Origin of the sequence: Paenibacillus sp. NPDC056579 (assembly GCF_042793215.1) — a bacterium.
Taxonomy (GTDB): domain Bacteria; phylum Bacillota; class Bacilli; order Paenibacillales; family NBRC-103111; genus Paenibacillus_S.
In genome coordinates this window covers 229,512-252,785 of record NZ_JBHTVD010000001.1, presented here as the reverse complement: position 1 = coordinate 252,785, position 23,274 = coordinate 229,512, and the positions used below count along the sequence as shown (strand labels likewise).

Genomic DNA, 23,274 nt, shown 5'->3' with positions numbered 1-23,274 from the left:
CGTTCATTACCCCTTTGAAGCGCTCAAATCGACCTCTACTCCGTTGTCCGACCATTTCAGCTGCGGGAAGGCTTCCTTAAACTTGCTTATGTTCAAATAGCTTGTACCGTTTTTCAGTAAGACACTGCCGTCGGAGGTCCGGTAAGTATGAGTCTCCCCGGCAGCGGTCACTTCAATGGCTTCAGCCTCGCCATTCCAGCGGATAAGTCCGTCCACAAGCGTGCTCAGCAGTCTTGACGGCACATAGAGATCGCCTTGATCGCGAATGACATCGAAATAGTCCTCAACATACATTTGGTTGACGGATACCCCTTGCCGGTCCAATCCTACCTTGATTTCTTTGATCCCCGCTTCATGGAGCGCCGTTATGAGCTGCGACAGCTCCCCTTCCACCTCGATATCGGGCTTCAAGCCGATATGGTTCACTTTGCGCAGCTTCGGCGTCAAATACTCCTCAATCGTAACCTTCAACGCTCCGCCGCTGGACAAAGGAATGAGGGATTGCACGCTGCCCTTGCCGTATGTATTGGTCCCGATGACCTTGGTAGCGACGTTGTAATCCTGAAGCGCTCCGGTCAATACCTCGGATGCGCTGGCACTGTATTCATTTACCAAAATATACAGAGGGAACGGCTGCGTCGTACCGCCCGAAAATTTGACCGGTACATCAACATTGTTCTTGTCCTTCGTATGAATAAGGATGCCTTGCTTGACAAACAGCTTCGCCATATTGATTGCCGTTTCATTCAGACCTCCGGGATTGTAGCGCAAGTCCAATACGAGACTTCCGATCCCCTGCTGCTTCAGCTCAGCCAGCTGCGCAGCCGTCTGTTCGTCCGCTTCGCTGGAGAAGCTGGTTACCCGGATGTACCCTACGTCTTTGCCGAACAGCTTGTGAGTGACTACAGGAGCCTGATACGTTTGTCTCGACATGCTCAATACGACGTTCTGTCCGTCGCGTTCAACCGTGACGGATACTTTCGTTCCTTCGGGACCGATGATTTTTCGGGATATCTCATCAATGGTGAGCCCTTCCGTCGACTCTCCGTTCACCTCGATAATACGATCGCCCGGCAGCATCCCCGCTTTTTTGGCCGGACCGTCGAACACTTCGTTGATATAAGCGCCGTTGTTGAAGGCTCTTACCCGTACACCGATGCCGACGTAATAATTTTCAAGACTGTTGGAAAATTTCTTGTAATCCTCCGGCGTAAAATAGACGGTGTACGGATCGTCTAGCGAGCGGACCATCGATTGGATGGCAATATCCGTCAGGCTTTCCCTCGACGGAGCGCTGACATGATATTGCTCGATCAAATCAAGAACCTCGTTCATCCTAGCCGAATCGGCGTCCGGCTTATCGGCGGCCAGAACGGCAGTAGCCGCCGGAAACAATAAAGAAAGAGATAGTAGAGCGGAAGCGGTTTGCCGGATCACTGCACGGTAGCCGTTCTTTTTCATCGAAGGTTCATCCTTTCGCATTTGGAAGCTATCCTAATTGCTTTTTCAATTCAAATAAAAAGTTCATCGCCATCATCGGCGTCATATTCATTAGATCGGCGGATTTCACCTGCTCTGCTAGCTGCTCCAGCCGAGGATCTGATTTCTTCTTCGACCGGTCGGATGCAGGCTCGGCTTCCTGGAACAAGCTCAGCTGAACGTAGGCCGCCGTTTCCTTGACTTGATCCGGCTGACGCTGCTCCGATGACCGGCTGTTCATAACCGGCTGAGGCTCCTGCTTCGATTCTTCGGTCTCCGGAGCGTTAGCCTGTGTGACCGGGGGCTGGGCTTCATCTACATTGTTCGAAGCTGCAGGCCGCTCCTGAACCGGTGAAGCTTGTCCGGCTCCTGCCGGTCCGCTGCCGGCTGCAATCTGATCCGTGCCCTGCAGCAGCTCGGCCCGCGCTTCAAATGCGCTCAGCAAATCGTAGGAGCGGTCGATGATGTCTCCCGGCAGACCTGCGATTTGCGCGCAGTAAATCCCGTAGCTGGTGCTCGCTGCACCAGGTATCAGCTTGCGCAAAAACGTCACCTGGCGGCCGCTTTCCTTGACCGCCATGCAGCAGTTGCGCAGGCCGGAGAGCGTCTCTTCCAGATGCGCCAGCTCGTGAAAATGCGTCGAGACCAGCGTTTTGCAGCCGATCCGGTCATGGAGAAACTCGATAACCGCCTGAGCGATCGCCATCCCTTCGCCGGTGGACGTACCGCGTCCCAGTTCATCGATGATGACCAGACTCCTGTCCGTCGCTTTCTCGGTCATGACCTGAATGTCCATCATTTCGACCATGAAGGTGCTTTGTCCACCGATCAAATCGTCGGCTGCACCGATTCGCGTAAAGATCCGGTCGAGGATAGGCACCTTCGCCGACTGCGCAGGCACGAAGCAGCCGATTTGCGCCATAAGGCAAATGATGGCTACTTGCCGCATGTAGGTGCTTTTTCCGGCCATGTTAGGCCCGGTTATAAGCAGCATGCTGCCTTCCTCTGCACTCAGCTTCGTATCGTTAGCGATGAAGACTCCATCGAGCATCACCGCCTCCACAACGGGATGGCGGCCTTCCTCGATCATCAGCTCGTAGAACTCTCCGATCTGAGGGCGCGTATAGCGGTTTGCCGCACTGACGGCCGCCAGCGACTGATAGACGTCGATGGTTGCGATCAGCTCGGCCAGCTGCTGCAGCCGGGAAATATGCACGGACAGCTTCTCGCGCAGCTGCATGAACAGCTCATACTCCAGATCGACCATCTTCTCCTGAGCCTCGAGAATCAAGCCTTCCTTCTCCTTCAGCTCCGGCGTGACGAACCGCTCGGCATTGGCGAGCGTCTGCTTGCGCTCATAGCGGCCTTCCTCCAGAGAAGGAAGATTCGCTTTGGTCACTTCAATATAGTAGCCGAACACTTTGTTATAGCCGATTTTCAGCGACTTGACGCCGGTTCGCTCCCGCTCCTGCCTCTCCAGCTCGGCAATCCACTGTTTGCCGTTCGTGCTGGCTTCGCGCAGCTGGTCGAGGTAATCGTGGTAGCCCGCCTTAATCATCCCGCCGTCGCGAATCGAGACGGGCGGCTCCTCCGTAATGGCGTCCTCGATCCACGCCATAATATCCTGGCACGGGTCGATCCGTGCCGTAAGAGCCGACAGCGTCGCGGAGCCCGACGCCTCGCATATTTGCTTCAGCTGCGGCACCTGCTGCAGCGACGCCTTCAACGCGACCAGGTCGCGGGCATTGGCGTTGCCGTAGGCAATACGCGCCACGAGCCGCTCCAGGTCGTAGACTTCCTTCAGCGACTGCTTCAGCTCGTCGCGTACGATCAATTGATGGTACAGCCGCTCCACGGCTTCCAGACGCTCTTGAATCGCCGTCTCGCTCATCAGCGGCTTCTCAATCCACCGGCGCAGCAGACGTCCGCCCATGGCGGTAACCGTCTTGTCCAACAGCCACAAGAGCGAGCCCTTCTTGGCTCTGTCGCGCACGGTTTCCACCAGTTCCAGGTTGCGGCGCGTGAACGGGTCCATAATCATATACTGGTTCTGCTCATATACGCGTATATGCTTAATGTGGGACAGCGAACGCTTTTGCGTCTCCTGCAGGTACGACATCAGCTGCTGTACGCACTCCTTGCCCTCACCGTGCAGAGCGGCCAGCTCCGTCTCCGCAAAATAATCTCCAAGCTTCACGTTCGTATGTACGTTGCGATCGGACCGCGGCGTCACCACAATGGTACCGGACCACGCGGCTGCCGTATGCTCTTGAAGCTTGCTCAGCAGCTCAGGTGCGGCCAGAAGCTCCGACGGATGATACACGTTCATCTCGTCGATCACTAGCGCCAGCGTTCCTTCGAGACGGGTGACGAACAGCTCCCCCGTCGAGATGTCACATGCGGCGAAGCCGTAGGTGCCGCGTCCGGTATCCGTCACCGATACCATATAATTGTTGCTGGTCTCTCCGAGCGACCTGGCATCCATAACGGTTCCGGGTGTAATAATCCGGACGATTTCCCTCCGGACGACGCCCTTGGCCTGCGCCGGATCCTCCACCTGCTCGCAGATGGCCACCTTGAACCCTTTTTCTATTAAACGGGCAATATAGTTATCTGCCGAATGATAGGGTATTCCGCACATCGGAATCCGCTCCTCGGCTCCCCCTTCGCGTCCGGTCAGCGTTATTTCCAATTCCCGCGAAGCGTTGATTGCATCTTCAAAGAACATTTCGTAGAAATCGCCCAAGCGGAAAAATAAAAAAGCGTCCTGCACCTCCGCCTTGATGGCAAGGTATTGCTCTATCATCGGCGTATATTTGGCCATGCTTGCTCCTCCATGCTAATTCGTATATGCCTGTGAGGAAAAAAAACGCGAACCTTCAAGCAGAGGAATGAACCGCAGCGTTTTGCTATCCGTTATCGACTGTAGGAGCCGGGATCCTCTGACCCTCTGCGTCCAAGCCAATATCCGGCGACGGGTCCATTCCTTGCTTGCCAGCCGCAACTATGATTTCCTCTATCATTTTGTCTATTATATCACGAATTAACAGGCGATTCTTCTTTTCTATGAAAAGGCCCTATTTTCCAATTGCGGCGTATATCTTCCTGTTCGTTCCAGGATTCCATGCGGAGCAGCCGGTTTTTGAGCGGAATCAAATAGGGCTCGTATTGGCGAAAATCACGGAGCCTTACGAGGTCTCCCCACAGGCTCGGAACCAGGGGGCGTATCGCTTTCTTATCTCCAGCATAATAAGCCTCCTGCATATCCTGCTCATCGAGCGGTCTTGCCGGCAGGTGGCGGTAATGATCGGCGATCAGCTTCGCCATTGTAAGCACGCCTCTGGCAATGGAGGGAGAGATCATCCAGCTCGGCAGTACGCGGTATTCGAAGCCGCCGTGACGCTGCCTCCGAAAGTCGCCCAGGAAGCCGTATTGGGGCTTGCGGTTACCTGTCGTCGCATCCTCCAGCAGCACCAGCGGAAGCGCCAAGTAATTGTCCAGCACCCGCAGCAGCTCGCCGCTTAGCGGGATTCCGCTGAAATGAATATGCCCGCCGAGCGGAAAGCCTCTGACCGGCATGCCTCCCGCAATCCATTCCAGCGAGCCGTCCGTAATGCGGCGCGAGGCCATTTGCATCGTCCGGTGCAGATTGATGATCATCTGCTTAATGTCTTTGCTCGGTTCCGGGCGAAGCTCGGCCAACGGATAAATTTTGCGAAAGCTCGGGAGTACGATCGCATCGCAGCCGATCGGCCCTTCCTTTTCCATATAATTGGAAGCAAAGACCACTTTTCCTCTTTCGTTGCGAAGCAAAAATTCAGGATCCGCCCCAAGCATCGCTTCCTGCCGTGACTCCGGATCGTCATGGGCCAGCTCCTGCTCCAGCTGATGCATCGCTTCGGCAAACAGCTCCGCAAGCCGGTCGGTAAGCTTCGGCACGGCATTCACCTCAAGAACGACGAGCTCGCCGTTCGGGAGCACTCCAACCTTCACAACGCCGTAATCCAGCCCAAGCGCATAGATGGCCTTAACTGCCTCACGCTTTGCCCGAACGGCATGATAAGACGGCGTTTCCGCCAATACTTCCGTAAAATCGGGCTCCTCGGCCTTTTGCAGCGGCCGCTTGCTGCCGAAGAAGACCGTTTGTGATTTTTGAAACAGCGCCAGTGCTTGCAGATGAAATACGGGGATTAAATACTCATATGAGAAACGCAGCGAAGGCTTCTCGGATTCCGACGCCAGGTGAATTCCGTGAAGCTTCAGCAATTCCGCGGATTTGCGGGGGCTGGCCGCGCGGAGCATGCATTTGACCGGCTGAAACGACAGCCGGCCCGCCTTCGCCGCATGAAAGCAGCCCCAATGGATAATGCAGGATTGAGCGTGTTGAGCAGGCAGCTGCGTTCCATGCGGCAGATGGATCCGCTCGAGCAGCAAATGCAGGGTCGGTTCATTGGAATGCAGCAAATAAACGCGCATCTTGAGTGCAGCCCCCTTTACCATCGGATAATTTGGCCCGGGATGGCCAAGAGCCTATTTTCAGGCGAACAACCATTTGAAACAAAAAAGAGGGCTGACGCCCTCTGCCGAATTGAACCTTGTTGGCATATACTAAAAGCAGAAATCAGTTCAAATCGTCATCCAAGAGATCGGGATCGAGATCTTCATAGTCGCCGTCGTCAACGCTCGCCAAGTCAACCTGCTTATCGTCGAAATCACCGCAGCCGTTCGCGCACACCACTACGCAAACTTTGGTCTCAGCGATCATTTCCACCTTGAATTCGCGCTCCACGCGAATCACTACACTATCCCCGCGTGAGGAAATGCTGGCTTCCACGCAGTTAGGCTCCTGGGTGGCGAAAGCCGTCACCTCGGCTGTCGACGGTCTGTGCTTCTTATCGAGATAAGAGAGCCCTACCGCCTCAACATAAGAAATCGTTTCTTTCGCAACATCCGTTTTGGTATTTTTGTCGTAAGAATACCAAATATTGATGTCGTAAGTACCTACTACTTCCACATGCTCTCCCGACTTCACCGCATCATACTGGTTGTTGATAATCCAAGCACCCAAAATACTCGTCGGAGCATGAGGCGGAGTGACCGTATTAGTTACTTGCGAAAATTTACGTCCTTTGCCGCATACAGCCTTCGTATAGATCTCTCTGCACTGCAAATCTTTATCTAATGACATCTGTTCAACCTCCTCCATACAATCATTCATTACATTTGTATGCAGGACATAGGCAAATGTTGATAAAACAAATTCACGTGAATTAATATTATTCGTAAATGCTTTGTGAAATGCCTGTTTCCAAGCATAGAAATTAAAAGCGATTAATAGAATCCATTCCTTAGTGACCGGGATGGGCTTCTTTTTGCTTTTTCCTTCGTTTGGCAACCGCGAGGTAAGCCTTCAGCTCCATCATCAGCTGCAGCAGAGCGGAACGGACTTCGAACTCTTCGCGGCTGTCGGGCAGAGGCATTTGGCGAAAGCCCACCTCTAGTGACTCCAGCGCCTTTTCCGCACGGCCCGTGTAATAATCCACCTTCACATCCTCGCTCAGCCCTTCGAATACCGAAGCAAGCAGCTCCCCGTGAGGAAGCGTCTGATATACCTGGGCAACGAGCTGAATCATGCGGTCGATCGATTCCATCTGCTGCTTGCGCATCAAAAAGTAGACCGTCCATAGCGGATCATCCTGAAGGAACAGCGCATTCTCCTTGGACCGCTCGGCTTCCTGCAATCCGCATCGGATCAGCTCTTGACCCTCCAGCAGCTCGCTGCCGCTCCATATGTAGTCGGGTTCTTTCAAATGCCGGGATATTTGTACGAAGATTTGTGAAAAGCACGCTTCAAGCTTTCCTTTCAGCTCCATCAGCTTCTTGTCCGCTCGCGGCATATAGATGATGTTGATAACGGTAGCCGTCCCGAGTCCGACCAGAAGAAGCGAAACCTCGTTCAACAGCTGAGCCGCCGATAATTCATGGGCAGTATACACGTGAAACATGACAACCGAGCTTGTGACGACCCCTTCCTTCAATTTCAGCCGCGTCAATACCGGATATAAGATAAGAATACATAAGCTTATGACTTCAATGCGAAAACCGAGCAAGCCGAACAGGAACGCGGATAATACCAGTGAAATCATCGACGCGGCAATGCGTTGGATCGAAGTTCGCAATCCTTTCTTCTTGGTCACATCGATTCCGAGAATAGCCAGCAAGCCTGCGGACAAAGGAGATGGAATGCCCAGCAAGCCGGCCAATGTAATCGATGCCCACACGGCAACGGCTGTTTTGATGACGCGAATCCCCATAGTCAAACCCCACTTTAGTTAGTTCCTTGGTAAATGTATCCCTATCTTATCTTCTTTCGATTCATTCGACAATATTCTCCATGCGGATGATCATGAGCCTTCACACAGCTTGTCCAATAGGAAAAGAGGAAGCACGAAGCTTCAGATAGAAGCTTCATACTCCCTGCGAGACTTAATTCCTTTTATTACCTATCAATTTGCCTTCCAGATAAGCGACCGCCTGGTACATGACCGTAGCCGCAACGGCAATCAGCAGGACACTGCCGATAACCAGCGTAAAATTAAATACCTGGAAGCCGTAAATGATTAAATAGCCCAGTCCTTCCTTCGACACCAGAAACTCGCCTACGATTACCCCTACCCATGAGAGGCCGACATTCACTTTCAGCGTCGATACAATCGTCGGGTAGGATGCCGGCAAAATCACTTTCTGAAACACGGTGCTCTTGCTTCCGCCGAAAATTCGAATGACCTTCGTATAATTCGCATCCACTTCCTTGAAGCTGCCGTATACGGTCAAAATCGTAATAATAACCGTTATCGACAAGGTGGTTGCGATGATAGACAAAACACCGGGTCCTAAAGCGACGATAAAAAGCGGACCTAGCGCCACTTTGGGTAAGCTGTTGAGAACGACGATATACGGGTCCAGTACTTTGGACAGGAACGGCGACCACCAGAGCATTGTTGCCACGGCCGTTCCGACTAGGGTACCCAGGAGAAATCCGACCACCGTCTCCCACAAAGTGACCCCGACGTGAATGAGCAGCGTTCCGTCCACCCACTTCGAATACAGCAATGCGCCGATCCGGCTCGGGAAGCTGAACAATAACGCATCGATCCACTGATTTCGCCCCGCTACTTCCCAGAGCGCGAGAAACAAGAGCAGAATGGCCGCTTGGGTCAGCCGCACTTGATGCGTCGTTTTACGCTCTGCCTTCAAGAAGCGGTCGTATTCCTTCTGTGCAAGCTGCTGCGAATGCAGCCCTCCTGAAATCGTAACCGTCCCTTCGGCTTCCATAGTCTTCGATTCATCCATTGGTGCTCACCCCATCCCCGTCCATCTCCTCGAACAACCCCCACAATCGATGGAACAAGTTATGAAACCCCGCTTCCTCCCGCGCTTTCAGCGGGATAGCCGAACGAATCGGCTCCGGTACGTCGACGGTTGCCCGGATGCGCCCGGGTCTCGGCTGCAGCACGACGATACGGTCGCTCATGGCGATAGCCTCCGAAATATCGTGCGTCACCAGGATCGCCGTCTTGTTGCGGGAGCGGAGCGTTACCGCAACGAGATCCTCCAATTGGAGCTTTGTTTGATAATCCAATGCCGAGAACGGTTCATCCAGCAGCAAGATGTCGGGCTCGGTAGCAAGAGTGCGCACCAGAGCCACACGCTGGCGCATTCCCCCGGACAGCTGCTGAGGATAGCTGTCGGCATAATCGGACAGCCCCATATCGTCCAGCAGCTCCAGCACGAAGGAACGGGCGGCCGGATCCTTCCTGCCCATCAGCTCAAGACCGATCGATGCATTCTCATAGATGGTGCGCCATGGAAATAAGTAATCCTGCTGCAGCATGTACCCTACCTTCGGTGTCGGGCGCTTGATGAGTTCGCCTGCAATACGTACGGTTCCGGCCGTAGGCGTCAGCAGACCGCTGATCAGAGACAAGAGTGTCGTTTTGCCGCACCCGCTCGGTCCGATCAAGCTGATAAACTCCCCCTGCATCACCTGCAAGCTGATTTGCTCCAGTGCAAGCGAAGCGCCGCGCCCGTTTACATAAACATGGGTAAGATCTTGCAGCTCCACCACCGTTTGCATTGTAGAACCCCCTTCCGGCTTACGGTTAGATTCCGAACTGTAACATCCTGCGTATTATTTGACCGATTGCTTCGCTTTCTCCGCATACTGGTTGTTCACGAGTGCCTTATAATCCGCCCGCTGCTTCAATTCTCCTGCACTTTCCATAACGTCCTGCAGATTGTTCCATTCCTGCTCGTCGATCAATCCGTCGGTAGCGAACGAGCCTTGATCTTTATAGCGCTTGACGACATTTTTAATGATTTCTTTATCCGTATCCTGGAAGAACGTTATTACGGCATCCGTAATCTCATCTACGCTAGCCGTCTGAACCCAGTTTTGCGCCTTTTGAACGGCATTGGCGAACTTCTGGACCGTTCCGCTGTTTTTATCCATGAAGCTTTTCTTGGACATAAATACGGTGTAAGGAAGCTTGCCGCTTTCGACTCCGAACGAGGCGATAACGTACCCTTTGCCTTCCTTTTCAATTACCGTTGCCTGCGGTTCAAACAGCTGGACATATTCGCCGGTTCCCGAGGCAAAGGCCGACGTGATGTTGGCAAAATCGATGTTCTGGATCAAATTCATATCTTTTTGCGGGTTGATGCCATGCTTTTTCAATGTAAATTCTCCCGCCATTTGCGGCATCCCGCCTTTGCGCTGCCCCAGGAACGTCGTCCCCTTCAGCGTGTTCCAGTCGAATGTGCCTGTGACCGGCTTGCGGGATACAAGAAACGTGCCGTCCGTTTGCGTCAGCTGCATGAAGTTGATTACCGGATCGCCGCTGCCTTGCTGCGTTACGTATATGGATGTCTCCGATCCGACCAATGCCACATCGATGCCCCCGGACAACAAAGTCGTCATCGTCTTGTCGCCGCCGGCGGTTGTAGTCAGCTCCACATCCAGCCCTTGTTCTTTAAAGAAGCCTTTGGAAATCGCCACATATTGAGGAGCGTAAAAAATCGACCGTGTTACTTCCCCGATGCGAACCTTCGTCACTTCCTCCTTCTTGCCGGGTCCGCAGGCCGTCAGCATCAATGCCATGGCTAGCAGAACGGCGACAATGCGGCCCCACTTGATCCTTTTCATAGCAAGTCCCTCCATTTGTTTTCGTTGATGCGATAGTCTATGCGCCAGCCCAGAGAATGGTGAGAGCGTCATGCCGCAGCCGTCAAAGCATCAAGCGAAAACGCAAAAAAGCCGTCTGCTTCCAGACGGCTTTTACTTCATAATTTTACGCTATGGTCGGGACACGGGAAGGGGCTTCCTTCTTCGGCTCCGGCTTACTCTTAGCCTCTACCGCTTGCTCAAGACCTACGGTTCTGCCCTTGCCGTACGGGATGATCAGAGGCGTTCCGTAAAACGGATCCTTCAGCACCTGGCTCTCGAGATCGAACACGGAACGGATCATCGACTCCGTAACGATATCCTCCGGCTTTCCTTGCGCCCATATCGCGCCGTTCTTCACTGCGATCATATGATGGGCGTACCGGCACGCCAGGTTAATGTCGTGAAGCACCATGACGACCGTCCGGCCTTCTTTCTCGTTCAGCTCATACAGCAAATCCAGCACTTCGATCTGGTGCGTCATATCCAGATACGTTGTCGGCTCATCCAGCAGCACCGTATCCGTGCCTTGAGCCAGCGTCATAGCAATCCAGGCTCTTTGCCGTTGTCCGCCGGACAAGGCATCGACGGTTCGCTCGGAAAATTCCGTCATCCCCGTTTCCTCCAACGCGAGCCGCACCATCCGTTCATCCTCTTCCGACCATTGCTGGAGCCAACTTTGGTACGGATAACGCCCCTGTTTTACCAGCTGCAGCACCGTAAGCCCTTCAGGGGCGGTCGGTCCTTGCGGCAAAATCGCCAATTTCTTGGCAATTTCTTTGGTAGGAAGCTTGGCTAGCTCATGACCATCCAGTACAATCGTGCCGCGCTGCGGATTCAACAATCGGGCAAGCGAGCGAAGCAGTGTAGATTTGCCGCAGCCGTTGCTGCCGATCAGTACCGTAATTTCTCCTTTTGGAATGTTCACGCTCAAATCTTTAAAAATGGGCACGGCTCCATAGGATAAGCTTAAGCCTTTCGCTTCCAAAGCGTACATCCGAAGTCATCTCCTTCAATATCATCATGCATGACGGTTTTTGTATAATAAATAGACGAAAAATGGCGCTCCGATAACGGCCGTAAATACGCCTGCCGGTATATCTAATGGGGTAAAAAGCGTTCTTGCCGCCAGATCGGCGACCAGAAGAATGAGAGATCCGATCAACGCGGATACGGGCAGCACGCCACCAAACGCGGGACCGACCAGCTTGCGGGCAATATGCGGAGCCATAAGACCGATAAATCCGATCGCACCTCCGATAGCTACCGCCGCTCCGGCCAGCGCAACGCTTAGCAGAATCAATAATGCGCGCTTGACTTGAACGGCGCTTCCTACTCCCGCCGCAATATCCGTCCCGAGCTCCTGCACGTTCACTTCCCTGGCCATTAGCAGTGCTAACGGCAGCAGGATAAGAACCCAAGGCAGCATGACCAGCACATCTTTTTCCCAAGAAACGCCGTAGATGCTCCCGGTCATGAACGTCATCGACTTGTTAGCCAAAATAATTGGACCGGATATCATCAGCATATAAGAAATCGAGCTGTAAGCGGCCGACATCCCGATTCCGATCATTACCATTCGTAATGGGGATACGCCTTTCTTCCAGGCGAGCAAATATATAATCAGCGTCGAAACGAACGCTCCGATAATGGCGCACAACGGCAGCCATGTAATGCTGATGGCGCTCCCCAGAAAGAAGAAGAAGCAAACTGCGCCGAGCGTTGCTCCTCCCGTAATCCCTACGATATCAGGAGAAGCGAGAGGGTTGCGTATGAGTCCCTGCAGTATCGCGCCGGAAACCGCCAGCGAGCTCCCAACGAGCACCGCTACGATCATCCGCGGCAGCCGCAGCGTATTCACGATGACCGTATGCATCTCGGAGCCGGTACCGAGCAGGACTTTAATAACCTCCACCGGCGTGACCTTCACCGAACCGATACCCGTACCGACAATGAAAACGGCGGCATTCACGATAAGCAGGCCTGCTATAACCCAAAGCATCTTTTTACTGATTAGAAACGAAAACCAGGAACTTTTCCCGCGAACTGTCAAATACTTGCTCATCCTACGACTTCGCTCCTTTCCGTGCTATATACACGAAGAAAGGAACTCCGAGCAATGCGGTGACTACTCCAACAGGCACTTCCTTCGGCATCGCGATAAAACGGGATCCTACATCCGCCAATAGGATGAGGATGGCTCCCAAGACCGCGCAATAGGGCACAATCCAACGGTAGTCCGTGCCTATCAGGTATCGCGCGATATGCGGAATGATAATGCCTACGAAGACAACCGGCCCGGCAACCGCAACGGATCCGCCTGCCAAAAGCACGATGACTACAGCGGCGCCAAGCTTTATGTATGCTGTTTTTTGACCCAGGCCCTTGGCCACATCATCGCCCATAGCCAGAATGTTGATGTGCCGGCTCAGCAGCAGGGCACCGATCATCGCAAGGACAAGGTACGGAGCTACGGCGAGAAGCATTTTCAGCTCACGGCCCGCAACCGATCCGACAAGCCAGATCAACACCTGATCGAACGCCTTGCCGTTCGTCAATAATACGCCCTGCGTCATGGAGGAGAAGAACGCCGTGACAGCCGATCCGGCCAGTGTGACCTTCACGGGAGTCAAACCGTCTCTCCCAAGCGAACCGAGCAAATAAACAATGCCTGCGCTCATTGCCGCGCCAGCGAATGCGACCCAGGTTAACGTCATAAGCGATGCCGAAGACCCGAAGGCTACCAGCAATACGATCAAAAATGCGGCTCCCGAATTGACGCCGAACAAGCTGGGCGATGCCAGCGGGTTCCGGGTGAGCGCCTGCATGAAGGCTCCTGCAACCGCCAGGCTCGCTCCTACAGCGATGGCAATGAATGCGCGGGGGATCCGCGCCGTCTGAATGATCAGATGCTCATTCGAGCCGTTAAACGCCGTATACGCGTCGATGACGTCCTGAATGGAGTAGTTGTTCACTCCGAACATGACGCTGCAAGCAAAAGATGCCGCACATACAATAACGAAAAAAATAAGACCCCAAATCTTGGCTTGATTTGATGAAAGTAAAGCTTTCATATGACCTCTTCTGCTTTTCTAGCGATTGATAAGTTGATAAAGGAATTAAAGTACTTTTTTATTCTATGAGAATCGTTATCAGTTGTCAACGATTTTGAAAATCATTATCAATAATTTATCGAAAAAAAGCCCCGGGAACGCGAAACCGATCGCTCCCAAGGCTTTTCATCCTAGCTCCATTGAATCGTGTATCAGCTTACAGCTTGTAAATATCGCTGTACTTCTCCTTCAAATATTGCACCAGATAGTCCGGATTCAGCTCTTCTCCGGTCACCTGCATAATAATCTCGTTCGGTGTCAGCTGCTTGCCGTATTGATAAATTTTATCCGTCAGCCACTCCTTGATCGGCAGCAAATTGCCGCTTTCGATCAGCTGATCGTACTCAGGCAGTTGGCCGCGGAGCGTCCGCGTAATTTGTGCGGCATACATATTCCCGAGCGCATACGAAGGGAAATAGCCGAATGCCCCTCCGGACCAATGTACGTCCTGGAGCACCCCTTCCCCGTCATTGGCGGGAACGACGCCCAGGTACTCCTTATACTTCTCGTTCCATACCTCCGGAAGATCGGCCACTTTCACCGCTTCGCTGAACAAGGCTTTTTCAATCTCATAGCGCACCATAATATGTAAGTTGTAAGTCAATTCATCCGCTTCGATCCGAATAAGCGACGGCTTGACTTCATTCGTCGCACGGTAGAAGTTTTCCACCGGAACCGAATCGAATTGCCCTGGATAATTGTTTTGCAGATCGGAGTAATACCGTTTCCAGAACGGACGGCTTCTACCGATCATATTTTCCCAGAATCGCGATTGGGATTCATGAATCCCCATCGAGGTCCCGGTGCAGAGAGGCGTTCCGATAAGCTTCTCGGAAATGTTCTGCTCATACAAGGCGTGTCCGCCCTCGTGAATCGTTCCGAACAAGGCGCTGTTCACATCATCCAGCAAGTAACGCGTCGTAATCCTTACGTCGCCCGGGTTCAGCCCCGTTGCAAAAGGATGGACGGTTTCATCCAATCGTCCCGCTTCAAAGTCGTATCCCATTTGCTTCAGGATGAACAAGCTGAATTGCTTCTGCTTCTCCTTCTCGAACGTTTGACGAAGAAATCCCGTTTCCGGTTTGTCGGGAGAAGCTTGAATGGCGGCCAACAGCGGAACGACTTTCTCTCTCAAGGCGCCGAACACTTGGTCCAGCTTGGCTACGGTCATTCCCGGCTCATACATGTCGAGCAGCGTATTGTATTTATGCCCTTCGTATCCCCATAAGGAGATGAACTCCAGATTGGTCGCTACAATTTTCTCCAAGTAAGGCTGGAATCTCTTATAATCGGAAGCTTCCTTGGCTTCCTCCCATATCGACTCCGCTTGCGAGGTCAGCACGACGTATTCCTGATGCAGCTTCGGAGGAATTTTTTTGCTGCGGTCGTAATCCTTCTTGCATTCGGTCACGATCACGCGGTCAACGGCGTCAAGCTTGCCGAACGTTTCCGCTTCGGTGAAATAGTCCAGCATCTCTCCCATTTGCTCGGAAACCGCCATGGCAAAATGCTCTCCCGACAAGACGCCAACGACCTCGGACCGGGTAGCTATCCCCTTCTTGGGCGCACCGGTGCGCATATCCCAATACAACAATCCGATAGCTTCCTCATAGCTTTTCATTTTTTTCAAATATTCCTTGAAATCTGTCAGCTTCTGCTCGAACGATAGTGCAGTCATGAATGGCACCCCTTTCCAGGCGAATTACTTAAATCATACTTCGTCCGGAATAGAGAATCAAATGACATTTGAAAATTATTGTGTGGTATGATGAGGAGTGCATAACAGAGAGACAAAGGAGAGGACATCCATGCATATTACATTTACAGAACAAGCGACAGAACAGCTGCATAAGCAAACGTTGAACGGGAATGAGGAGTTGAAGCTTGCCTTTGATTCGGAGGGGTGCGGATGCTCGGTTAGCGGAGTGCCGACATTGTGGATTGTAAGCGGCGCTGGAGAACGCGATTTACGCGCTTCAGGAGAGCCGTTCTCATTATTGTACGATAAGAAGGACGAGATTTTTTTCGAGGATCGGATGACGCTGGACTACCGGAGCGGCAGCGGGTACGTACTGAAGAGCAGCGGACAAATCTATAATGCCAATATGAGGTTAGTCGATAAACGAGGATAATCTTGGAACAGCCGGCAGCCTGCACGACCAGTCTCCCCGGCAAATACCGGATGCCGAGGCTGGTCGAGCTGCCGTATTACTCGTGAATCAATCGGCCGATACTACATCCAGCTTGCCGGTAGCAGGGTCAATGATCAAGCCGTGTACCGGAATGTCCGGAACCAGCGGATGGTTTTTAATGACGTTGACGCTGTTTTTCACGCTCTCCGCCACATCGTCAAAGCCTCTTAACCATCTTTCGATATGAAGCCCCGAATATTCAAGTGTCTTAATCGTTTCTTCCTTAATGCCGCGCTCAATGAACTTCTGCTTCGTCTTCTCCGGATTCAGGTGGCTCATCCCGCAATCGTGGTGTCCAATAACGAATACCTCGTCCGCACCCAATTCATAAATGGCTACGATGATGCTTCGCATAATGCCCCCGAAAGGTGTCGAAACGACGCCGCCCGCAGCTTTAATAATTTTGACGTCACCGTTCTTGATGTTCATGCTGGCTGGCAGCAGCTCGATCAACCGGGTATCCATGCAGGATAAAATAACGAACTTTTTATCCGGAAATTTCGAGGTCAAGTACGGCTCGTATTTCTTTTCTTCGACAAAATGACGGTTGTACTCCAAAATATCGTTTAGTAATTTGCTCATGGCAATCTCCACCCTTCGATGCTCTCTCTTTTTGAATCTGTATCAAAAAGGCTCTATGCAGCTATGTACTATCAACATAACCCGCTAGAGCAACTTTATCTTTTTTTTCATTTTTTTTCAACACTATTTAGTACAAACTCTTGTTAGTTTCTTACTCCGGCGGAACGGCAAGCTTCCCTTCGAGAAGGCGGATCAGCCTTTGTTCCACATTGTTGGCACGTCTTTGATCCGCATTGGGAACCAGGGTCGGACCCGATTCCGGCGCATCCCTAGGCACCATATCCGGATCTCCTGCCTCATGCTCGAGACGCCGTTTCTTTTGAAACTCTTGAACCATCCTCTCCCGCTCCTCAGCGGTAAGACCTTCCGGCTCCTTCTTCTCCATCATAACACGCATCCGGGTTAGTATACGATCTCGATACTCGATGACGAACTTCTTTTGCTCCGTGGTCAGCATGGCAATGATTCGCTGCTGGTCCCCCGCAGTCAGCTCACCTTTGCTGCTATTGCGCTTTACAACAGGCAGCATAGCTTCCGCCTGCGTCTTGGTTATGACGAGAGCCTGCTGCTTGTCCAGCTGTATCAGGCCTTGAAACAGGATCACCATATCCCGCTCCGTCTCCCTCTGGATTTCATCTTCCGCTGGCGCTGGCGCTGCCGCCGGTGGCACAGGCTGTGGAGGAACGGTCTTCACCGTATTGCACCCGCCAAGCAAAAGACTTGATGCGATTGTAATAGTACCACATGCTATCGGCAATCCGCGTCTCACAAGCCAACCTCCCCTGCGTCATAAGCCGCTTCCCGAAAAAGAGAAGAAGCACTCCGTCTCTATTCGTATAGTGACAGAATACTTCTAAACTTTGAACCATTGATGAGTCTTTTGTAAAAAAAGTGTAAAATCATTCCTCAGGCAATCGGAGAGGAAACGTGAGTACAAACTGAGTTCCTTTGCCGGGCTGGCTTGTTACCGATATCGTGCCTTTCATCCCGCTAACCAGATGCTTCACGATGGTAAGTCCAAGCCCCGTCCCGCCGGCAGTATGATTCCGCGAATGCTCCACCTTGTAAAAGCGGTCCCATATCCGCTGCAGCTGTTCCTGCTCCATGCCAATCCCCGTGTCGCTAACGGAGATTACAGCCTGGTCACCGTCTTGGTGAAGTCCTATAGTGATTGTCCCTCCGGACGGCGTGAACTGGATGGCGTTATAGATTAAATTTTGCATGATTTGGATGAACCGGTCCGTATCCAGGTCGGCGGCGATTGTTTCATCGTCATCCGGCAGCTTCTCCAGCAGCGCCAGACCTTTTTCATGAATTGGCGATTTCATTAACGCCAGCACTTGCTCGAGCAGCTCCTTGAGCGGCACGGGATCGAACTTGAATGCGTCGGCGCCGTTCTGGATACGGGCCAGATCAAGCAGATCATTCACAAGACGCTGCAGCCGCTGCACTTCATAATCGCATATTTTCAAATAATGCTCATACTTGTCCTCGGGAATGACCTTGTCGTTCATTGCAATTATGAAGCCTCGCAGCGTCGTCAACGGCGAGCGGAGCTCGTGAGAGACGTTAGCCAAAAAGTCCTGGCGCGCATCCTCCCACTGCACCAATTGGTCAATCATAAAATTGAAGCTTTTGGCCAGCTCTCCGACCTCATCCTCCGATTTCACCGGCACCCGTGTCGTGAAATCCCCTCCGGCCACTTCCAGCGCCGCCCTGCTCATTTGCTGCAGAGGCCCTGCGAGCTTTCGGGACAGAATGAATAGAATAATGGCGACCGCAAGGAGCGAGAACAGTAACGGGACGATAATATTCCATCGAACGGCGGCCAACGCTTGACTCACTTCAAGTACAGGCACGTTCAAGAAAATAACGATCGGCTGCCCGTTCATTTGGGCGGGGGCATAGTACGTGAGCAGACCTTCTCGCGGCCTGTCCTCAAACTTGTATTCGCCGACAACGAAGCCTGTCTGCCCCTTGAGACCGTCGATGAACAGCTCGTCCATCGCGTTCGGAATCACGGTGCCTTCCCGCTCGGAGGAGCCGTTCAGCACGTTGCCTTTGGCATCAATAAGCCAAATTTGCCCGTTAATGCCTCTTGCTATGATACGGATCCCGAAACGCAGTTCTCTTGTCGATATGGTTCCTTCCTGAACGGACGGCAGCAGCTTGGCTACCTCGACCAGACGGGAGGAGAGCAGCTCTTTTTTATCCTTATAAAATAGATCTGTAAAATAGTTGTTCCAAAACAAGGCGAGTCCGAGGAAAAACAAAATACATGTCGCCAAGAAGGATAAAAAGATCTTCAAATAAAAGCTGGTGTACCACCGCTTAAGCATGCCGGGATACCTCGAAGAAATACCCAATGCCCCATAACGTCTGGATCGCCCATTCGGTATTGGCTCCCAGCTTTTTCCGCAAATTTTTCACGTGTGCGTCCACCGTTCGGGTTCCACCGCTAAAGTCAAAGTTCCACACATAGCCGAGCAGGTCCTCCCGGGAGTACACCCGTCCAGGATTGGAAGCCAAAAAATGCAGCAGCTCCACCTCTTTCGGCGTCAGATCGATCCGTTCGCCTTGAATTGCAACTCTGTATTGCTCAGGGTCGATCATAAGGGAGCCGATGCGGAGAATGCTCTTGACCGTCTTCACTGCAGCCGCGGCGGCGGGCAGGTTCTGCTGCTGGCTCGTTCGGCGCAGAACGGCTTTGATCCTCGCTATTAGCTCGTTAGGATCGAACGGCTTGACGATATAATCGTCTACGCCCAGATTGAAGGCGCGCAGCTTGTCTATCGACTCGCCTTTCGCTGTCAGAAAGATGATCGGAGTCTGAGATATCGGCCCGCTCTCGCTGCGAATGGCGCTGCATAACTCAAATCCGGAGCAATCGGGCAGCATCACGTCGAGCAGCACAAGGTCCGGAGCTTCGTTCCGGATCATGTCCATCACTTCGTTGCCTCTGTATACGATAAAAGGCTCGTATCCCGCATGCTCGAGATACAGCCGGATCACTTCCACAATGTTCGGCTCATCGTCGACGACGACCACTTTCCCCAGCTTCGCAGCGCTTGTCATGGCTCCATCCCCCGCTGCTCAGCTTTGCGGAGCCGGCTCTGCTCCCGCTCGTGCAATACCGAGCTGCGGTCTCGCAGCCGGTGCTTATGAATCAGAAACGTGTCGCTCGTATCGATCGAGCCCAGCCATGTCTTGCCTTTTTGGGCGCATTCAGCCATGCAGGCCGCTGCCAATCGCGGATCGGACAATGGCAGGTTCATGTCCTCGTATACGCTGTCAGGCTGCGACAGCTGCTCCAAACGAGCCGCGATCCTGGTGCGCAGCTCTTCCGAATGAATACCGAGAGAGTTCATACCGGTGTCGGTCAAATTGTTCAAGGAGCTCGCCAGCATCTTCTTGGCGCCCGTAAGATTATTTCTCCGATGGTGATACAGCGCAACCGCGATCTGGATCAATCCTACATAATTCGAAGCCAGAGGATCGCCGGGATGCTCCTTCCAATATTCCTCCATCACCTCGTGGCATTCGAAATAATCCCGCTCCGCGTGAAAATAAACCAAATAATCAATATAAGCCTGAGGGTATGCTGACATGAAAGTAACCGCCTCTATTAGATACATAATTTGATTTTCAATTTTCTTTGTATCTATTGTATCAAGAAGGGATAAAAACTGAAACCTTTGTCTAAGTTATTCGTAGTAACTTTTAGCATCGCTATATTTTATTATGACTTGGAGGGTCAAGACAATGTTGAAACGATTATCTATCATCATGATGGCTTTTGTCATCGCCTTCTCTTTCAGTGCCACCGGTGCCGGCGTTGCTGATGCGAAAGGCTACAAGTCGTCGAAGAAAAGCTTCAATCCTAGCAGCAATACCACTCAGACTCCTAACAGCGGTGTCAATAAAGCGGATCCTGCTGCAGCGACCAAGACGCCTGGCGCAACGAATCCGACTACGGCAACGAAGCCGGGATTTTTTAGCGGCGGTTTGATGAAGGGCTTGCTGATCGGCGGTATCGCAGGTATGCTGTTCGGCGGCTTGTTCGGCAACTTGGGCATGCTCGGCAACATCCTGGGCTTCCTGATTAACATGATGGCGATCTTTGCCGTAGTAGTCCTGGTCATCAGACTCGTTCACTATTTCAGAGAGAAGCGCAAGTTCAAGGAAGAGCCGAAACGATTCTAATGAAGATACAGAGGGAATTAAGAGATGAGATTAACCGAGCAGGACATTATTAACGCGATTTGCCTGCACATGGGCGAACGCAAGCAGCTTCATCCGAGTCAAGTCGAAGTGGAGCTGATGTGGGACGAAGACTACGGCTTCTCCGCAGAGGTTCATGCCGAAGGCCGCAGCCAGATCATCATCGCAGCGAATATGCTGGAAGCCATCGAGCGATATTTGCTGACACAAATGAATATCCGGGTGTTCCGCGACCAGATCCACCTGAAGCTGGAAGATGAAATCGTTGCGGATATCGCCTAATAAAGTAAAGCCCCCTGAAGTCGGAAAAATCCGCACTCCAGGGGGTTTTTCCTATGAAATCACCCTGATATCGTACATTCTCTTGTTCTTTTAAAAGCTTAAGTCTATTTTCTACTATTTTCCTTCGCAACTATATTGTTTTTTTTGCGTTTAATAGGATAGATTTAGTAGAAAGAGGCTGATGCATGTTGAATCGCAAAACCGTAATGATAGTATCCATCATGACGCTGCTCCTCTCTTCCGGCGGTTCGGCTCTGGCCGCGGACAAAACGTCCAAATACCGCGTCTATCAAGATAATCATATTTTGCTGGAAACGTCGGATTACAAATCGGCGGAAAATTACGCCAAACAGTTTGCTAGCAGTCATGTCGAGGAAATCGCCACGCGCAAATGGCTGTGGAACAATTATCCACGGTATAAGGTATTCCAGAACGGCTACAGCAGCTCCGCATGGGAATTCGCAACGCTGGATCAAGCTATCCGCGAAGCAAGCCGGTGGGGCCATGCCAGCATTCGGGATCTTCAGTCAGACGGCTGGGTATGGGACAATTATCCGAATTATCGAGTATACCAAGGTGACGCAACGCTTCCTTCTTGGGATTTCGCTACTCTAAATGAAGCCAAGGCTGAAGCGGCCAAATGGGGCAACGCCCACATCATCGATCTTAACACCCATCAATGGGTGTGGGATAACATTCCGGCAGGGACCAAGGCCGAGCTGAGGGCTTCCCGGAACAACACGTATCAGGTGTACCAAGGAACGTTTACGAGCGACAGCTGGTCATTCGCTTACCTTGAGGATGCTGTCAACGAATCTCTCAAATGGGGCAATTCTACGGTCAAAAGCACCGAGAAAAGCAATGAGGTCGTCTTCTCGAACGTGAAGTCTTACCGGGTCTATCAATACAACAAGCCTTTGGACTCCTTCCTTCATGTGGATGAAGCGATCGCTTATGCCAAGCAGTTCGATCATACAGCTATTTATAACGAGAGCCCGAACGGCGGCAAATCGTTATCCCTATGGACTAATTATCCTTATTATCAGGTGTATCAGAACGACAGCTGGATCTCCGACTTCTCTACCATCCCGAATGCCCTGAATTATGCAATGGGCTACAGTAACGCATCGATTCGTCCTTTGGGCGGGAACAGCATTCTGTGGGACAATTTCAGCAAGCTGCAATTTTGGGGCTGGAACGGAAGCTCTAGCAACGATACGATCCGCTCACAGGTGAACAATACAGCAGGTCTGGATGTCGTATCGCCTACGTATTTTACTTTGGCGGATGCGAGCGGCGCTTTGACGGATACTTCGAATAAGGATACGGTAGCTTGGCTGAAGCAGCAAGGCTATTCGGTACAGCCGCTGGTAAACAATCAGTTCGATGCGGCATTGACCTCCGCCTTTCTGTCGAACGCCGAAGCACAGACCAAATTCATTGAAGCACTCGTTGCAAAAGGCGCTGCGCTCGGCGTCGACGGGTTGAACATGGACTTCGAGAGCTTGGCCGGCAAAGACCGTGCAGCCTATACTGCATTTATTACGAATTTGACGAAAGCAGCGCACGACAAAGGGCTGCTGATCTCCATCGATCTGCCGCGAGGCAGCGTCAAATGGAATGCGCAAACCGCCTATGACCATGAAAAGCTCGGCAATATCGTCGACTACATTATTACAATGACCTACGATCAGCATTGGAAAGGAAGCACGGAAGCCGGTTCCGTAGCGGGATTGCAATGGGTTGAGGAAGGTGTGAAGGAGTTCCTCTCCTACGGCATTTCGCGAGACAAATTGATCATCGGCATTCCGTTCTATGTCCGCGAATGGCAGATAGACGGCTCCGGCAATCTCGTGAGCAACCGGGCGCTCCTGATGAAGGATTTGCCTGCGCTAATTGCGAGTAAGAACGCAACCAAGACATGGGACGCCAACTTCAATCAATACCGTGTGGAATACAGTCAGGACGGGTACAACTATATTTTCTGGCTCGAGGATGAGAGCACGGTGAAGGCGCGTCTTGATATAGCCAAGAAGTACAATTTGGCTGGCGTGGCCGCTTGGAGATTAGGCTACGATTCAGCCGATTTATGGAAGATGATGATTCAGGAAAAATAAGCTAAGAAACCGCAAAATCCCCGTACAACCTGCTAGGTTAAACGGGGATTTTTCTATTTGCTTCC

The 23,274-nt window shown here is 52.1% G+C and carries 21 protein-coding genes; 4 read left to right on the top strand and 17 right to left on the bottom strand.

Features of this window, described 5'->3' with window-relative positions; all coding sequences use genetic code 11:
• Positions 1 to 6: 6 nt before the first annotated feature.
• The 12 genes from ACFQ88_RS01300 to ACFQ88_RS01245 all read right to left on the bottom strand — a co-directional run bounded on the left by ACFQ88_RS01300 (position 7) and on the right by ACFQ88_RS01245 (position 15,493).
• Positions 7 to 1,461 (bottom strand): S41 family peptidase, encoded by a 1,455-nt coding sequence (locus ACFQ88_RS01300; protein ID WP_379451375.1) that lies wholly within the window; start codon positions 1,459 to 1,461, stop codon positions 7 to 9.
• A 28-nt stretch (positions 1,462 to 1,489) separates the two neighbouring features.
• On the bottom strand, positions 1,490 to 4,303 hold the full coding sequence (mutS, locus tag ACFQ88_RS01295; protein WP_379451374.1) for a DNA mismatch repair protein MutS: 2,814 nt from the start codon (positions 4,301 to 4,303) through the stop codon (positions 1,490 to 1,492).
• A gap of 212 nt (positions 4,304 to 4,515) precedes the next feature.
• Positions 4,516 to 5,955 (bottom strand): putative amidoligase domain-containing protein, encoded by a 1,440-nt coding sequence (locus ACFQ88_RS01290; RefSeq protein WP_239634530.1) that lies wholly within the window; start codon positions 5,953 to 5,955, stop codon positions 4,516 to 4,518.
• Between the two features lie 145 nt (positions 5,956 to 6,100).
• Positions 6,101 to 6,667 (bottom strand): outer spore coat protein CotE, encoded by a 567-nt coding sequence (locus ACFQ88_RS01285; RefSeq protein WP_239634529.1) that lies wholly within the window; start codon positions 6,665 to 6,667, stop codon positions 6,101 to 6,103.
• A gap of 160 nt (positions 6,668 to 6,827) precedes the next feature.
• Positions 6,828 to 7,793, bottom strand: a complete 966-nt coding sequence (locus tag ACFQ88_RS01280; RefSeq protein ID WP_239634528.1) for an aromatic acid exporter family protein — start codon at positions 7,791 to 7,793, stop codon at positions 6,828 to 6,830.
• 172 nt (positions 7,794 to 7,965) lie between these two features.
• Positions 7,966 to 8,832, bottom strand: a complete 867-nt coding sequence (locus ACFQ88_RS01275; RefSeq protein ID WP_379451373.1) for an ABC transporter permease — start codon at positions 8,830 to 8,832, stop codon at positions 7,966 to 7,968.
• Entirely contained in the window at positions 8,825 to 9,616 is a 792-nt protein-coding gene (locus tag ACFQ88_RS01270; RefSeq protein ID WP_379451372.1) for an ABC transporter ATP-binding protein, read from the bottom strand. The genes ACFQ88_RS01275 and ACFQ88_RS01270 overlap by 8 nt, the downstream gene beginning before the upstream one ends.
• Before the next feature lie 54 nt (positions 9,617 to 9,670).
• On the bottom strand, positions 9,671 to 10,684 hold the full coding sequence (locus ACFQ88_RS01265) for an ABC transporter substrate-binding protein (RefSeq protein ID WP_379451371.1): 1,014 nt from the start codon (positions 10,682 to 10,684) through the stop codon (positions 9,671 to 9,673).
• A gap of 145 nt (positions 10,685 to 10,829) precedes the next feature.
• The gene (locus ACFQ88_RS01260) at positions 10,830 to 11,699 is read right to left on the bottom strand and encodes an ABC transporter ATP-binding protein (protein WP_239634524.1); all 870 of its coding nucleotides are present in this window, start codon (positions 11,697 to 11,699) and stop codon (positions 10,830 to 10,832) included.
• Between the two features lie 24 nt (positions 11,700 to 11,723).
• Positions 11,724 to 12,767 (bottom strand): FecCD family ABC transporter permease, encoded by a 1,044-nt coding sequence (locus ACFQ88_RS01255; protein WP_239634523.1) that lies wholly within the window; start codon positions 12,765 to 12,767, stop codon positions 11,724 to 11,726.
• Between the two features lies 1 nt (position 12,768).
• The gene (locus tag ACFQ88_RS01250; protein WP_239634522.1) at positions 12,769 to 13,776 is read right to left on the bottom strand and encodes a FecCD family ABC transporter permease; all 1,008 of its coding nucleotides are present in this window, start codon (positions 13,774 to 13,776) and stop codon (positions 12,769 to 12,771) included.
• A 196-nt stretch (positions 13,777 to 13,972) separates the two neighbouring features.
• On the bottom strand, positions 13,973 to 15,493 hold the full coding sequence (locus ACFQ88_RS01245) for a carboxypeptidase M32 (protein WP_239634521.1): 1,521 nt from the start codon (positions 15,491 to 15,493) through the stop codon (positions 13,973 to 13,975).
• A 130-nt stretch (positions 15,494 to 15,623) separates the two neighbouring features.
• On the opposite strand from ACFQ88_RS01245, the gene ACFQ88_RS01240 reads away from it, so the two are divergent.
• On the top strand, positions 15,624 to 15,947 hold the full coding sequence (locus tag ACFQ88_RS01240; protein ID WP_239634520.1) for an iron-sulfur cluster biosynthesis family protein: 324 nt from the start codon (positions 15,624 to 15,626) through the stop codon (positions 15,945 to 15,947).
• 87 nt (positions 15,948 to 16,034) lie between these two features.
• Here ACFQ88_RS01240 and ACFQ88_RS01235 read toward each other — a convergent pair whose 3' ends face one another.
• The 5 genes from ACFQ88_RS01235 to ACFQ88_RS01215 all read right to left on the bottom strand — a co-directional run bounded on the left by ACFQ88_RS01235 (position 16,035) and on the right by ACFQ88_RS01215 (position 20,197).
• Positions 16,035 to 16,589, bottom strand: a complete 555-nt coding sequence (locus ACFQ88_RS01235; RefSeq protein WP_239634519.1) for a beta-class carbonic anhydrase — start codon at positions 16,587 to 16,589, stop codon at positions 16,035 to 16,037.
• Between the two features lie 151 nt (positions 16,590 to 16,740).
• Positions 16,741 to 17,358, bottom strand: a complete 618-nt coding sequence (locus ACFQ88_RS01230; RefSeq protein ID WP_379451370.1) for a hypothetical protein — start codon at positions 17,356 to 17,358, stop codon at positions 16,741 to 16,743.
• 130 nt (positions 17,359 to 17,488) lie between these two features.
• Complete coding sequence (locus ACFQ88_RS01225; protein WP_379451369.1) at positions 17,489 to 18,928, bottom strand: sensor histidine kinase; 1,440 nt, start codon at positions 18,926 to 18,928, stop codon at positions 17,489 to 17,491.
• Positions 18,921 to 19,664 carry a response regulator transcription factor gene (locus ACFQ88_RS01220; protein ID WP_379451368.1) on the bottom strand — a complete coding sequence of 248 codons (744 nt, stop codon included), beginning with the start codon at positions 19,662 to 19,664 and terminating at the stop codon, positions 18,921 to 18,923. The genes ACFQ88_RS01225 and ACFQ88_RS01220 overlap by 8 nt, the downstream gene beginning before the upstream one ends.
• Complete coding sequence (locus tag ACFQ88_RS01215) at positions 19,661 to 20,197, bottom strand: DUF309 domain-containing protein (RefSeq protein ID WP_379451367.1); 537 nt, start codon at positions 20,195 to 20,197, stop codon at positions 19,661 to 19,663. The genes ACFQ88_RS01220 and ACFQ88_RS01215 overlap by 4 nt, the downstream gene beginning before the upstream one ends.
• A gap of 154 nt (positions 20,198 to 20,351) precedes the next feature.
• Between ACFQ88_RS01215 and ACFQ88_RS01210 the strand changes: the two genes are divergently transcribed.
• From ACFQ88_RS01210 to ACFQ88_RS01200, 3 genes are all read left to right on the top strand, one after another.
• The gene (locus ACFQ88_RS01210) at positions 20,352 to 20,792 is read left to right on the top strand and encodes a hypothetical protein (RefSeq protein WP_239634514.1); all 441 of its coding nucleotides are present in this window, start codon (positions 20,352 to 20,354) and stop codon (positions 20,790 to 20,792) included.
• Positions 20,793 to 20,816: 24 nt separating this feature from the next.
• On the top strand, positions 20,817 to 21,092 hold the full coding sequence (locus tag ACFQ88_RS01205; RefSeq protein ID WP_239634513.1) for a YxcD family protein: 276 nt from the start codon (positions 20,817 to 20,819) through the stop codon (positions 21,090 to 21,092).
• Between the two features lie 185 nt (positions 21,093 to 21,277).
• The gene (locus ACFQ88_RS01200; protein ID WP_379451366.1) at positions 21,278 to 23,209 is read left to right on the top strand and encodes a glycosyl hydrolase family 18 protein; all 1,932 of its coding nucleotides are present in this window, start codon (positions 21,278 to 21,280) and stop codon (positions 23,207 to 23,209) included.
• Positions 23,210 to 23,274: the final 65 nt, after the last annotated feature.